This is a genomic window from Shewanella sp. SNU WT4 (assembly GCF_006494715.1).
Classification (GTDB): Bacteria; Pseudomonadota; Gammaproteobacteria; order Enterobacterales; family Shewanellaceae; genus Shewanella.
In genome coordinates this window covers 2809710-2824099 of record NZ_CP041151.1, presented here as the reverse complement: position 1 = coordinate 2824099, position 14390 = coordinate 2809710, and the positions used below count along the sequence as shown (strand labels likewise).

The window sequence follows — 14390 nt, the reverse complement described above, 5'->3', positions numbered from 1 at the left end:
ATGGGATCTGTGGTATTGCGCGTTGACAATGTCAGCAAAACATTTGTCGATGGCAGTGTAGAAACTCAAGTACTTAAAGGCGTGAGCTTAACTGTCGCGCGCTCAGAGCAGCTAGCCATAGTGGGTAGTTCAGGTTCAGGTAAAAGTACCTTATTGCATATTATGGGCAGTCTTGAGCAGCCAAGTTCAGGCGAAGTGTTTTTGGCGGGTAAATCGATAGCGACTTTAACGAGTCAGCAGCAAGCGCAGCTTCGCAATCAAGACATGGGCTTTATCTATCAGTTCCATCATTTATTGCCAGAATTTACGGCGCTGGAAAATGTCGCCATGCCAGCGCTGATTGCCGGCCTTTCAACTAAAGAGGCGCATGCTAAAGCTCAGGCGTTATTAATGCGGGTAGGGCTTGAGCACAGATTGCAACATACGCCCGATAAGTTATCGGGCGGTGAGCGCCAGCGTGTGGCAATTGCAAGAGCCTTAGTCAACGATCCTAAAGTCGTATTAGCCGATGAACCGACCGGTAACTTAGATGCGAAAAGCGGCGAAGCCGTGTATCAGTTAATTCGTGAATTAGCCGCGCAGCTTGGCACTGCCTTTGTGGTCGTCACTCATGATGCTCAACTGGCCGCGCGCATGGACAGACAAGTCATGATGCAAGATGGGGTACTGGTCAATGGAGCCCAAGCATGAAGGCTATGCTTGGCTTAAGTATCGGTTGGCGTTTCTATCGAGCCCGTCAAGCCAATGGCTTTATTGGCTTTATTTCAATGGCGTCCACTGTCGGTATTGCCCTTGGCGTGGCCGTGCTGATAGTGCTGCTTTCGGCCATGAATGGCTTTGAAAAAGCGCTGGAAGATAAGTTTCTGGCGGTAGTGCCCCAAGCGGAGCTCATTGGTGCTGAGGCGCCTATCGCTAATTGGTCACAGATAATGACTGAGGCTAATCAAATTGCGGGCATTACAGCCAGTGCGCCGTTTGTGAAAATTCAAGGTTTAATTCAAAAACGATCAGGCTTTCAAGGGATTAATTTAACGGGCATAGATACCAAGTATGAGTCTGAAGTGTCAGATATTGCCAAATACATGTCAGATGTCAGTTGGCAGGCCTTAAATACCGACAGCAATAATATAGTGCTCGGCCAAAGTTTACTGAATAAGCTTGGGCTTAAGCTCGGCGATAGCTTGTCCCTATATATTCCTAATCAAGGCGGTAAAGGTTTGGCGCAGGCGCGCAGCTTACGCTTTGTGGTGGCGGGCAGTTTTGATTTTGGCGGCGAAATCGAGCAAAGCTTAGGTTATATCTCTATGGCTTATGCTCAGCAAGTGATGGAGCTTGGCAACAATGTTTCTGGAGTGCGGATCCGCACTGATAACGTGTTTGCCGCACCATCGTTAATTCGCGAGCTGGGTTATCAGCAGACACAGTATTTGTATTTGAGTGATTGGACTCGCACGCAAGGGCATTTATATCAAGATATTCAATTGGTTCGTATGTTGATGTATCTAGTGTTGGCGCTAGTGATTGCTGTGGCTTGCTTTAATATTGTTTCCACCTTAGTCATGGCGGTGCGTGATAAAACCAGCGAAATAGCCATCTTGATGACCATGGGCTGTCGGCGCTTCCAAATCATGTCGATTTTTATGGTGCAAGGACTCATGAGCGGCGTTATTGGTACTGTGATTGGTGGCAGTATCGGCGTGCTGCTAGCCTTGAATTTGAGCGCAATATCGAATGGAATTGAATCGTTATTTAACGTTAAATTGCTGGCAAGTGATATCTATTTTATTGATAGTTTGCCATCACAATTGCAGTGGGGCGATGTCAATTTAGTGGTCGCTATCGCGTTAATCATGAGCTTTATTGCGACGCTTTATCCTGCGTGGCGCGCCAGTAAAGTACTGCCTGCGACGGCCTTAAATGGCTAGAGCGGCATAGCGCTACTACTAAGTAAGACACAATAAAAAGGCCTCGATAACGAGGCCTTTTTATTGATTCAATATTGCGATTATTTAATGGCTTAAGTCTGCTTAGATTTGCCTCTGTTTTTACGCTGCTGCCATTTAAACATAATCGAGTATTTCCACAGATTATTAATGGTCAAGTAACCAAACAGTGCGCTAGCAAATGCGAGCACTACGCTGCCTAAAATGAGGGCAGGCCCATAGGTATTAAGGCTGGCCTGTAACCACGCAAGACTCGCCTCGAAATGAAAGGCCTGGGGTTCTTGGCCTAGAATCTGTGAACCCAGCAAATACGCCACATAAAACAATAAAGGCATAGTAAAGGGGTTGGTGAGCCAGACGAGCGCAACGGCAATAGGAATATTAACCTTAAATACCATGGCGAGCGCTGCAGATAGCACCATTTGAAATGGTATAGGGATCCAAGCGACAAAGAGACCCACAGCAAAGGCGCCTGGAGCAGAATGACGATTGAGCGACCACAAGTTTTGATTATGTAGCCTTTCCCCAAACATTTTTAAGTGTTTGTGGTCTTTCAATGTTTCAGGATTCGGCATCCATTTGGCGATGAATTTTTTTGGCATGAGTGGCGGCTACTGTCTTTACTTAAGCTGTGATGAATTCAGTTATAGCCGGCTTGTGTTTCGGCATCCTGTCCAATTTACTTTGGCCTACGCTCCCAAACGTATGGGTCATACTTGGGTTGTTGCTCATCGCAGGCCTTTGTATTTGGTGGCGTTTATGGTTTATAAGCGCTGCGTTATTAGGTATATGTTACTTCAGTGTTTACGCTAATGCCATGCTTGACTTAACAGGCCAAGGCAAAATTAGCGCTATCGCCCAAGAAACCAGCTTTTCGCTTATTGCGCACCAACAGCAACAGTTACTCATGGATGTCACTATTGTTGCCGTGACTCATGAAGCCAATGCCAACACTAAGTTTGATGTGGCCATAAATAATCATGCTGGCTACCCGCTGCAATTATTGCGTCTCTATTGGCGTAATGCGCCGCCAAGCCTTAGCATCGGTGATATATGGCGGCTTGATATTAAGCTCAAACCTATGACTTCCGCTCAAAATGAAGGCGGCCAAAATCGTCAAAAGTTGTGGCTAAGCCAGCATATTATCGCTAAAGGTAATGTGGTCGCAGGTGCGCGTTTGGCGCCAAGCACTCAGTGGCGGGGGCAGTTAATCGCTTCGTTATTACCCTCCTTTGTTACAGTGTCAGAGCATGGCTTGTTAGCGGCATTACTCATTGGTGACACACAAGGCATCACTCAAGCAAAGTGGCAGCAACTTCGGCAAACCGGCACGGCTCATTTGGTGGCCATTTCAGGATTGCATTTATCGGTAGTGGCCTTGTGGACAGCTTGGCTTGCTATGCTGATTTGTCGGCGGCTGTGGCCAAGTGAGAGTGGCGGGGCGATTAGTCTTGGCTTACTCCTGTCACTGGTGGTGACTTTTGGTTATGCCTGGCTAAGCGGCTTAGCATTACCGACGCAGCGGGCGCTCGTCATGTTGATTATCTTAATCTGGCTGTCGCTGATTAGGCGCTATTCCAGTGCATGGGAGCGCTGGTTATGGGCGCTGGTGGTGGTACTGATTATTGACCCCATGGCAAGTCTCAGCATAGGGCTATGGTTATCTTTCGTCGCTGTAGCTGTCATTCTTGTTACAGTTTCAGGTCAGCAACTTGCCAGTAATGCCATTAATATTAGTCGCTTAGATAAAATAAAAACGGCTGTGCTCGCTTTTTGGACTGTGCAATGGCGCCTGACGTTAGTCTTATCTTTACTGCAATTATTCTTGTTTGATGGCGTGAGCTTATCAAGCTTAGTGATGAATGCCTTGATGGTGCCTTGGTTTTCGCTAGTAGTTATCCCTTTGGGGCTATTGGCCTTAGTAAGCTTATTACTGCAATTAGGCTTTTTTGCCATATTCTCTGTGGCTGGTTCAAACTTGCCATGGCTTGGGTTATTGCAACTGGCCAATGCGAGTTTGTGGCCTTTTAGCCAGTTATTAAATGTAAGCGATAGCTTTAGTGGTACTTGGTGGTCTGTGCCTCTTCATTGGCATCTGCCTTTAACCTTGGCCGTCATAGCTGGAGTTTGCAGTTATTACTGCCGCGGCTATTGGCGTTACGCAAGCCTAGTTGCTTTACTGCCACTGATAGGAACTTCGTTGTTTGAACCTGCTTTGTCTAAGCTGGTATCACAGCCGAGCATCCCCCCTAAGGCTGAATCCTGGCAAATTCATGTGGTGGATGTAGGGCAAGGCACGGCTGTGATTGTGGCAAAAGGGAAGCATGCTCTGCTCTATGACACTGGCTCTAATTTTGGTGAGTTTAGTTATGCCAGTAGTGAAATCTTGCCGTTACTTGCCGCCAAAGGACTAAGCCTTGATTACCTTATTGTTAGCCATAAAGATAACGATCATGCCGGGGGCGCTGCTGCGATTATGGCGGCATTCAGCCATTTGACACTGATTACCGATTTACCCTGGGCCAAGGCGATGCCATGTCGCGGCGCCGATATTATCTGGCAAGGACTCGTTTTAGAGTTTTTATGGCCGCCACAGCCCATGGCTGGAAATCACGGCTCTTGCGTGGTGCGAATTAGTGATAAGCAGCGCAGCCTATTATTAACGGGCGATATAGATAAAGCCGCTGAGCTGAGTATGTTAGAGTATCGTGCCGGCGTGAGTATAGAGAGCGATATTCTAATTGCTCCGCATCATGGCAGCCTGACCTCATCCAGCACTCAATTTATCGCCGCAGTAAACCCAAGCTATGTGGTATATACCGCAGGTTTTAATAATATCTACCGTTTTCCCCATCCAAAAGTCGTTAGTCGTTACGCTAACATTGAGGCTATGCAATTAATGACAGGGCACACAGGGCAACTGACTTTTACGTTATTAAGGGAGGTAACAATCACAGGTTATCGCCAACAAATGTCACCTTTTTGGTATAACTCAGTGTTTGGATTTGGTGACAGCCAAGATGTGCAGTAGAATGCCTGCTTTGCCATTATTATTGTGTATTCATGACTGACGCGGAAAAGAACGAAGTAAGTATCGTATTTAAGCGCCTTCTTGGCTATCTGACGCCAATGAAAGGAATGTTTATTCTGTCTGTTTGTGGACTGATCACCTATGGCTTGGTTGACGCAACCTTTGTCGCGTTTATCAAACCTTTTATTGATCAAGGCTTCGCGCAGCAGGCGGCGAGCACTGTGCCAAGCGGGCTCAGTGGTGGTCTAGACTTTGTGCGTAACGAAGGTTTTAAGGCCAGTAATAATATTCTCACCTACGCGCCCTTAGTGGTCATTGGATTATTTAGCCTTAGAGGGCTAGCCAACTTTGTTTCCACTTATAGTATCTCCTACATGAGCGCGCAGCTCATCATGAACATGCGCCAGCAAGTGTTTGAGCATTATTTACGTTTACCTGTGAGTTATATCGATAGAGAAAACTCAGGTAATCTTATCTCACGTGTCACCTTTGATACTGAACAAATCGCTAGAGCCTCTGGCAGTGCATTAATTTCCATCGTACGTGACAGTGTGACTGTCATAGGTATGGTGAGCATAATGTTCTATTACTCATGGAAATTGTCTCTGTGTATCTTAGTGATTGGCCCGTTAATGGGCTTAGTCATGACCATAGTGAGCCGCCGCTTTCGCCAAGTATCACGTCATATTCAATCGACTATGGGCAATGTGACTGCCACGACTGAGCAAATGGTTAAAGGCCATAAAAACGTATTAGCCTTTGGTGGCCAAGAGACTGAATCGCAGCGTTTCGCGCAAATCAATAATCACAATCGTCAGCAAAATATGAAGTTAGCCGTGGCTCAGGCCATCAGCCAACCGACCATTATGGTGATTGGCTCGTTTGCGCTGGCCTTTGTACTTTATGCTGCAAGTCTTGATAGCATGCAGTCAGAACTTACCGCTGGTACTTTCGCGACAATTTTGGGCGCCATGCTCGCCATGCTGCAACCCATTAAGAGTTTGACTCGAGTAAACGCTGAATTCCAGCGCGGTATTGCGGCTTGTACCACAGTCTTTGCCCTGCTAGATACCGAGCCAGAAGCCGACCCTGGTACCTATGAAGTTGAGCGCGCTCAGGGCATGCTGACCTTCAATCAAGTGAATTTCCGCTACCCAGGCCAAGAAAAACTGGCGTTAAATAACATTGAATTTAGCGTGAAACCTGGGCAAACTTTAGCCTTGGTTGGCCGCTCCGGTTCAGGTAAATCGACCATTGCCAGCTTAATTACCCGTTTTTACACTGGTTTAGAGCAGGGCGATATTCGCCTCGATGATGTCAGTATTTATGATTACAGCTTAAAATCGCTGCGCAATCAGGTGGCATTAGTGTCACAGCAAGTGACTTTGTTTAACGACAGTATTGCCAATAACATTGCTTATGCTTACCCGGGTAAAGTCACTCGTGAGCAAATTATTGAAGCCGCGACCTTAGCCCATGCCATGGAATTTATTGAGTTATTGCCAGAAGGCTTAGATACGCAGGTAGGTGAAAATGGCGTATTACTGTCTGGCGGGCAACGTCAACGAATTGCGATAGCGCGCGCCATGCTGCGTAACGCTCCGGTATTGATTTTGGATGAAGCAACTTCAGCGCTTGATACTGAATCAGAAAAAGCCATTCAGTTAGGTCTGGATAATCTGCGCCATAACCGTACTTCGGTAGTGATTGCGCACCGTTTATCGACCATTGAAAGCGCCGATCAGATTTTAGTTATCGACCAAGGCAAGATAGTCGAGCAGGGCACGCATCAGAGCTTACTTGCCGAGCAAGGCATTTATGCCAACTTGTATCAAATGCAGTTTGGTCATTAACCATGCAAGCTTGGGTTCACAATATTTGGTATGGCCAGCATTGGGCTAAATACCTGTTATGGCCGTTAAGTCTGGTGTTTGGCGTCATTTCCAGTGTTCGTCGCACCTTATTTAACTTAGGGGTGAAGCAAGCTGTCAGTTTGCCCGTCCCTGTCATAGTGGTAGGTAATATTACCGCGGGTGGCAGTGGTAAAACGCCGACCGTACTTTATCTTATCGAATTGCTTCGGGCCAATGGCTACAAGCCTGGTGTCATTTCGCGCGGTTACGGCGTGAAATTAACCCAGCCGCTATGGGTGAGTCGCGATGCCAATGCCAGTGATGTCGGCGATGAACCCGCCATGTTAGTGCGCCGCTCTGGTGTACCTATGGTAGTGGCGCCCGATAGAATTGCCGCTGCGCACTTGTTGCTTGAACGGGGCGATGTGGATGTCATCTTATGTGACGATGGCCTGCAGCATTACCGTTTAGCGCGCGATATTGAGTTAATAGTGATTGACGGCGATCGCCGTTTGGGTAATGGCCTATTGTTGCCGGCAGGGCCCCTGCGTGAAGGGCCGTGGCGTTTAGCTGATGCAGAATTCATTATTGCCAATGGTAAAGCGCAGCCACAAGAATACCCAATGAGCTTAGTTAGCGGCGGTTTATATCACTTAAATGGTGACATCTGCGAGCCTTTGACGGGTAAGTCGGTCGTTGCCATGGCGGCTATCGGCAACCCAGAACGTTTTTTTTCTAGTCTCAAACAGCAAGGTTTGCAGCTGACTAAGCAACAAGCGTTTGCCGATCACGCTGCTTTTGTGGAGCAAGAACTCGATAACTTAAGTGGCGGCTTGCCCTTAGTGATGACAGAAAAAGATGCGGTTAAATGTCGCGATTTTGCAAAACCCCACTGGTGTTATTTGGCCGTCAATGCCAAGCTAACCCCCGAATTTGATAGCCGTTTGCTAAGTCGCTTGGCTGACGTAGCAACCAAGAAAGGAAATTATCATGGCGTTTGATAAAAAATTACTCGATATAGTGGCCTGCCCAGTATGTAAGGGTAAACTGGAATTTGATAAAGAGCATGAACAGCTGATTTGTAAGGCTGATCGTTTAGTGTATCCAATCACTGAAGGCATCCCAGTATTGCTTGCGAATCGAGCCACGCCACTGCAAGCGGATTAAGCCAGCTGTTGTCATCCCAATAAAAAAGCCATGAGTATTCATGGCTTTTTTGTTTTTGGCGTTGATAACTCAAGCCATATTGATGTCGACAACTATGGCTTAGCGCTCTTTAATCCAAGGAGTTAAGTTAATCGCCGTTTGCTTACTGCGGCCAAAAGCAATGGCCGAACGGTGACGTAATCTAAACAGCGCCTGATAACATAAGGGCACTAAGTACAAGCTAGTGACGGTTGAAAATACCAAACCACCAATGATGGCAATGGCCATAGGAGCATAGGGCGGGCCACCACCGCCGATTTGTGTGTCGTCCAGGGCAAGCGGCACTAAGCCTAATATCGTAGTGAATACTGTCATCAAGACAGGGCGTAAGCGGGATATACATATATCGGTAATAGCTTGGGACAGGGCGTCAAGCTCAGGCCGCTGTTGATTAATTTGATCTACTAAGACGATACCGTTATTGACCACCACCCCAAGTAAAATCAAAATTCCTATCATGGCCATCACAGACATCGCCGTGCCGGTAAGAAATAGCGCCCAAAATACTCCTGTGATGGAAAATAGGATGGAGGTAATAATAGCGCTTGGCAGTAATAGCGATTCAAACAGCGCGGCCATCACGATATAAATCATTAAGATAGCCAAAACCATATTGACCACCATAATGTTTTGATCTTCATCCTGGCGCTCAAAGCCGCCGCGCAGTGAATAACTGTAACCTTCTGGTAATGTCATGCTATCCATCAAGGTCGTTAGTTTCTCACCCGCTTCCTCCATAGTAATATCGTTAAGATTGGCACCAATGGATAGCGCCGTTTTTCTATCAAAATGGCGAATGGTATCAAAGCGCGGCACTATAGTGATGTTAGCGACATCACCAAGGCTAAAAGTGCGATTTTGCTGGCGCACTAAAGGCAGAGAATGCAGTGCATCTAACGACTGTTGCCATTTTTTATCATAAGCCAGCTCAATTCTAATTTCGCCATTGGGATCATGACGATAAGAGCGTAGTGGCGTGCCTCTCAGGGCCGTTGCCACTAACGATGCTAGCTCAGATACTGGGATATTTAAGCGACTTGCCATTTCATTGGATAATAGTATGAGCACTTCTTGCTGACTGCCATTGACTTCAGAGCGAACATCGGTGAGTCCTTTAAGGCTGCGAATACTTGGCAATAATTGCTCTGATAAACGTAATAACTCAGTGGTTGAACGGCCAGTTAAGGTTAAGCGCACGCCACTTTGTTCATCACCCCAACCAAAGAGAGGATTCGCGATAGCAAAATGTGGGAAGTCTTTACGAATAAGCTCCTTAAGTTCTTCCATGGCAATGGGGATGTCTTTTTTAAGGATTAAGGTCGACTGGGCATTATCAGGTGCATAAAAGCTATAGACAGACTCAATATAAAAAGCTTGTTGATTTTTATACAAATAAGCTTCCATTCGTTCAACCATGGCCTTAGTAACATTTAAATTATGTCGGCCTTCTAGCTGATAGTTGATGTAGAGCCGACCATTACTCTCACCATCAGATTGATCTTGTTTGACCATAGATAGCGGTATTGCCGTTGAAGCTAATAGTGCAAACGCAATCGCAGCGCCGAGTTTGGGGCGAGCCAGCAGCCAAGCTAAGCTTCGCTGATAAAAGCGCATGGCTCTCGGGTTTAATTGCTGTGATTGCGGCTTAAATTTAAGTGTTGTGAGTAGTAACGGCAGTAGAGTTTTAGCCACTAATAATGACACCAGTAATGAAATGCAGATTGCGATGGCGACATGTTCAAGGAAGATGGTTAGCTGCACCTTGACCCCAAAAATATTGGGTAAAAATACTATGGCGGTGGTTAAGGTGCCGGCTAAGATCGCTAGGCTAACTTTTTCGACGCCATCAAATACGGCATTGTTATTAGTAGGATCGTGCTCCTGCTCTTGCAGGACGGATTCACTGACCACCACGGCATTATCAATTAACATACCTACGGCTAGCAGTAAGCCCATCATAGATAAAATATTTAGGCTATAACCGAGCACATACATGGCGGCGAGCGTCATGGCAATGGATACAGGAACAGAAATAACCACTACTAAGGTTAAGCGTAAATCCCGCAAGAACATGTATAAAATGGCAAAAGATAACAGTGCCCCCATAACACCAGACTTAAGTAAGTCACTTAAGGATGACTTCACGCCATCGGCTTGATCTTCCATGATGTAGAGGCGTACCCCTGCAAATTGCGGATCTTGCTTCACCTGCTCAATTACAGTGATAACACGATTGGATACCGCGACTAAGTTAGAGCCAGAATCTTTAAACACATCAAGACCCACGGCAAAGCGTCTATCAAGATGGCGGCCTTCATCTTGCTCGGGCAGGGCATAGCTGACTATCGCCACATCTTTTAGCCGTAACTTATCGTTTAAAGTGATATTTTCAATGTCAGCTAACGAGGTAAATTCGCCTTTGGGAGACACCTGAAATACCCGCCCTTGTTGGCGTAGACTGCCGCCATTAATGACAAAGTTTTCTGCCGTTAAGCGAGTTTGGAGGACTGAGGGCGAAATACCAGCGCGGGTAAGACTGATGGCATCGACCCTGATTTCAATTTGCTTTTGCTCAACGCCATAGAGGGTGACTTGTGATACGCCATCAAGGCGCTCCAAGGGTTTACGCAGTTGCTTATCTAATAAATCAAAAGCATTGGATAAATCGCCTTCACTGGCAATCCGTATCGTGAGAATCGGCAGATCAGAGGTTGAAAACTGGCGAATAAACACCCGCTCCACATCTCGCGGCAATAAATGGCGCACGGCATCGATTTTTTCGCGCGCTTCTAAGGCCTTAGTGGCGACATTTTCGCCCCACTTCATGCTGAGTTCGATATTAACGCCGTTTTGACTGGATTCAGACTCCATATCGGTAATGCCGCTCATGGTCGCTAACGACTCTTCCAGCACTTGGGTAATTTCGCGCTCAACTTCTGCAGGGCTTGAACCCTTATAAGGCACTTCAATAAATACCCGTGGAATATCTATCCCTGGAAATAATTCCAGCGGTAGCAAACGACTGGCCACTAAGCCAAACAGTATGATGGATAAGAAAAACATCCCTGTGGTGACTGGGCGTTTGATGGCTAAACGGGTGAGATTCATGATTGCACCACGCGATTGACCTGATAATTTTTTCTATCAAATACTTGATAGAGCACGGGAATAACCACTAAGGTCAGCAAGGTTGAAAATAATAGACCGCAGATCACAGTAATGGCCATGGGCGCGCGTACTTCACTGCCTTCACCTATGCCAAGAGCCATAGGCAATAAACCTAGGGCGGTAGTTAATGTGGTCATTAAAATCGGCCGCAAGCGCGAATGGGCAGCGAGTGTAATGGCGGCTAACTTTTCTTCACCCGCTTCGCGCAGCTGATTAATTTTATCTATCAATACAATGGCATTGTTGACGACTATGCCCGTGAGCATAATAAAGCCAATAAACACCACCACGCTTATATGAGTGCCACTGATAAATAGGCCTAACACACTGCCAGCAATGGCCAGTGGAATTACTATCAAGATAAGCAAAGGGTGCAGTAAGGACTCAAATTGAGATGCCATCACTAGATATACCAAGCAGATGGCAAGGGCTATAGCAATCTTTAGCGATAAGAATGATTGCTGCATTTCTTCATTTTGGCCGCCAAATCTTACTTGCAGTGAGGCTGGGACATCAGCTTCATTTAATAGGGCTCTGGCTTCATTGACCGCTTCGCGCAAATCGCCATAGGCAAGATTCGCGGTGATCATCGCCACCCTTTGCTGACTAATGCGATTAATGGCGGAAGGACCTGTAGCTAAACTAACCTCGGCCACGGCATGCAATGGCAATGACTGAGGGCTACCCGGGTTTATGATCATCTGCTCGATATCGGCGATATTGTCACGTTGCTCAAGCTCTGAGCGGATCAAAATATCAATTTTTCTATCATTAATGGTGAGCTGACTTGCAACGCGTCCGCCAATTTGACGCGCAATAGTGTCAGCCACTTGTGGCGCTGTCATTCCCAGTTGCGCAAGGCGAGCATGATCGAAGCGAATACTAAGCTCAGGTTGACCATCTTTGAGGCTGCTGGCCAAGTCAGTAAAGCGAGCTGAAGTGTTTAAGCGGCCGACTAACAGTTCACTGGCTTGTTGTAACTGCTGTAAATCATAACCTATCAGTTCAATTTGTAGCGGCGCATCAAAGCTAAACAACTCAGGCGCTTCAATTTGTACTTCCAGCTCAGGAATACTGGCGGCTTGCTCGCGTAACTTATTACTGATGGCATTAAAGGCGCTAGGATCCTTAAGGCTAATTTGTAAGCGCCCCCAGTTTTCGCCGCCACGGCGGGTATCTGAAGTCATTAATCCGCCCGTGCCTGCTTGTGAAAACACATGGCTGACGCCTAATTCACTACTAATACTCTGGTTTAACTGCGCTAATACTTTATCGGTTTGCTCAACATCGGCGCCTGGAGGCAATAAAATATCGACATAAATCAAGCCTTGATTCATGGGCGGAATTAACTCAATCCCTAAGCGTGGAATTAATAATAACGTCGAGAGCGGTAAGCATATGGTCAGCGCTAATGTCAGCCAAGAACGCTTTAACGCCTTAGTGAGTAAATGTCGATACAGGCGGGCACACTGCTCATAGAAGAAATTAAAGCCTGAGGATATCGGCCGCATTAATAAGCCCAGCATCCAAGATATGACTCGGGTGACTGTTAACGTCAGGGTTAATAAAAGCTGCGGTAACCATTTAAATAATAAGTGAATAGGAAACATAAATAAGGTGGCGCTATAGTGCTTTAATTTGGCAAGCTTGCCTTGTGGTTTAACTTTATCTACGGGCGTTAACAACGCGGGCAGGGCACTAAAGCCTTCTCGAGATGCCAGCATGGGGATTGCAATTAAGCCCACCATTAACGAGGCAAGTAAGGCAAAGGTGACAGTAATGGCTTGATCTGAGAACAAGGTGCCAGCAATACCATCAACAAATATCAGCGGCACAAACACGGCTAAGGTCGTTAAGGTTGAGGCGACAATAGCCCCACTCACTTCTTGAGTGCCTTTAATTGCGGCATCCATTCGACTTAAGCCTTGTTGTCTATTTTTATCAATATTTTCAAGCACAACAATGGCGTTATCTACCAATAAACCTACCGCTAGGGCTATGCCGCCAAGGGACATAATGTTAAGACTGATATTGGAGAAATACATCATGTTAAAGGTGGCAATCACAGAAAATGGGATAGACACAGAGATGATTAACGTTGCGACAATATCGCGTAAAAATAGATAGATAACTAACATAGCCAGCAGGCTACCGATAAAGGCGGCACTGGTGACCTCGCTCACAGCGCTTTCAATAAAGCGCGATTGGTCGTAAATCAGAGTGAGAGGTTTACTTTTTTGATCCCATTGACTGGTGAGCGCCTTAATGCGCGCGGCCACTTCTACCGTGTTGGCATCACCTTCTTTGTAGATGGCAAGCTCAATGGATTCTTTATCGGCAATGCGGGTAATGTCCGAGCGCTCTTTATGGGCATCAATGACCTCAGCCACGTCTTTTAGGCGAATGAGGCGCTGCTGATCGCGATAAACGATAACATTGGCCAGTTGTTCAATATCGGCAAATTGATTGAGGGTTCTGACTAAGTATTCTTTATCGCCTTGGGTGACTTTACCTGCTGAAAGGTTAATGTTTTCGCCGCGAATGCGCTCCTGCAGTTGCTCGGCGGTTAAGTTAAGCTGGGCGAGCTTATGTTGATCTAAGCGAATATGCACTTCTTGCTCTAAGCCACCCGATAAACGCACCGCGGCTACGCCGTTAATGGCTTCTAGTTGACGCTTGAGATCTTCTTGGGCATAAGTGCGCAGGGATTTAAGTTCCGCTGGCGTTTGTCCATCTGCCGATAATGCAAGACGCACAATCGGATCTAGGTTTGGGTTAAATCGCAGCAGTAATGGCTTATTGATATCAAGAGGTAAGCTAATGCTGTCCAACTTTTCGCGCACATCTAGGCTGGCGATATCCATGTTGGTGCCCCATTCAAATTCCAAAATCACATCGGACATGCCTGAGCGTGAAATGGAGCGAATTTGCTTAAGGTTTTTAACTATCCCTACCGATTCTTCAATGGGTTTTGAAATTAATTGCTCCACTTCCACCGGCGCCGCGCCATCATAGAGGGTGCGGATAGTGAGAGTGGGATAGCTTAAATCTGGCAATAGTTGGATAGTTAAGCGGCTTAGACTCACCATGCCAAACAGCATGATAGCTAGCATTAACATCCACACAGCCACAGGGCGTTTGACCGCTGTGCGTATCATCGACATGGCAAGTATCCTTGATGGGGTCTAA

The 14390-nt window shown here is 46.5% G+C and carries 9 protein-coding genes; 6 read left to right on the top strand and 3 right to left on the bottom strand.

Annotated elements, in window-relative coordinates; genetic code table 11:
- Together lolD and lolE are read left to right on the top strand one after the other, a co-directional pair.
- Positions 1 to 690, top strand: coding sequence for a lipoprotein-releasing ABC transporter ATP-binding protein LolD (gene lolD / locus FJQ87_RS12650; RefSeq protein ID WP_140934111.1), 690 nt, complete (start codon positions 1 to 3; stop codon positions 688 to 690).
- A complete protein-coding gene (lolE, locus tag FJQ87_RS12645) occupies positions 687 to 1925 on the top strand; it encodes a lipoprotein-releasing ABC transporter permease subunit LolE (protein ID WP_140932934.1) in 1239 nt (412 codons plus the stop codon). The genes lolD and lolE overlap by 4 nt, the downstream gene beginning before the upstream one ends.
- Before the next feature lie 92 nt (positions 1926 to 2017).
- On the opposite strand, the gene FJQ87_RS12640 is transcribed toward lolE, so the two are convergent.
- Positions 2018 to 2545, bottom strand: coding sequence for a DUF2062 domain-containing protein (locus FJQ87_RS12640; RefSeq protein ID WP_140932933.1), 528 nt, complete (start codon positions 2543 to 2545; stop codon positions 2018 to 2020).
- Positions 2546 to 2577: 32 nt separating this feature from the next.
- Here FJQ87_RS12640 and FJQ87_RS12635 point away from each other — a divergent pair, with 32 nt between their 5' ends.
- Genes FJQ87_RS12635 through FJQ87_RS12620 form a run of 4 tightly spaced genes read left to right on the top strand, consistent with a single transcriptional unit; the run spans position 2578 to position 7994 of the window.
- On the top strand, positions 2578 to 4974 hold the full coding sequence (locus tag FJQ87_RS12635) for a DNA internalization-related competence protein ComEC/Rec2 (protein ID WP_140932932.1): 2397 nt from the start codon (positions 2578 to 2580) through the stop codon (positions 4972 to 4974).
- A gap of 32 nt (positions 4975 to 5006) precedes the next feature.
- Positions 5007 to 6827 (top strand): lipid A export permease/ATP-binding protein MsbA, encoded by a 1821-nt coding sequence (gene msbA / locus FJQ87_RS12630; protein WP_140932931.1) that lies wholly within the window; start codon positions 5007 to 5009, stop codon positions 6825 to 6827.
- 2 nt (positions 6828 to 6829) lie between these two features.
- Positions 6830 to 7828 (top strand): tetraacyldisaccharide 4'-kinase, encoded by a 999-nt coding sequence (lpxK, locus tag FJQ87_RS12625; RefSeq protein ID WP_140932930.1) that lies wholly within the window; start codon positions 6830 to 6832, stop codon positions 7826 to 7828.
- Positions 7818 to 7994: a Trm112 family protein gene (locus FJQ87_RS12620; protein ID WP_140932929.1), complete on the top strand. Its 177-nt coding sequence runs from the start codon at positions 7818 to 7820 to the stop codon at positions 7992 to 7994. The genes lpxK and FJQ87_RS12620 overlap by 11 nt, the downstream gene beginning before the upstream one ends.
- A 99-nt stretch (positions 7995 to 8093) precedes the next feature.
- Here the strand turns inward: FJQ87_RS12620 and FJQ87_RS12615 are convergent, their stop codons facing one another.
- Positions 8094 to 11141 (bottom strand): efflux RND transporter permease subunit, encoded by a 3048-nt coding sequence (locus FJQ87_RS12615; protein ID WP_140932928.1) that lies wholly within the window; start codon positions 11139 to 11141, stop codon positions 8094 to 8096.
- Entirely contained in the window at positions 11138 to 14365 is a 3228-nt protein-coding gene (locus FJQ87_RS12610) for an efflux RND transporter permease subunit (protein WP_140932927.1), read from the bottom strand. The genes FJQ87_RS12615 and FJQ87_RS12610 overlap by 4 nt, the downstream gene beginning before the upstream one ends.
- Positions 14366 to 14390: the final 25 nt, after the last annotated feature.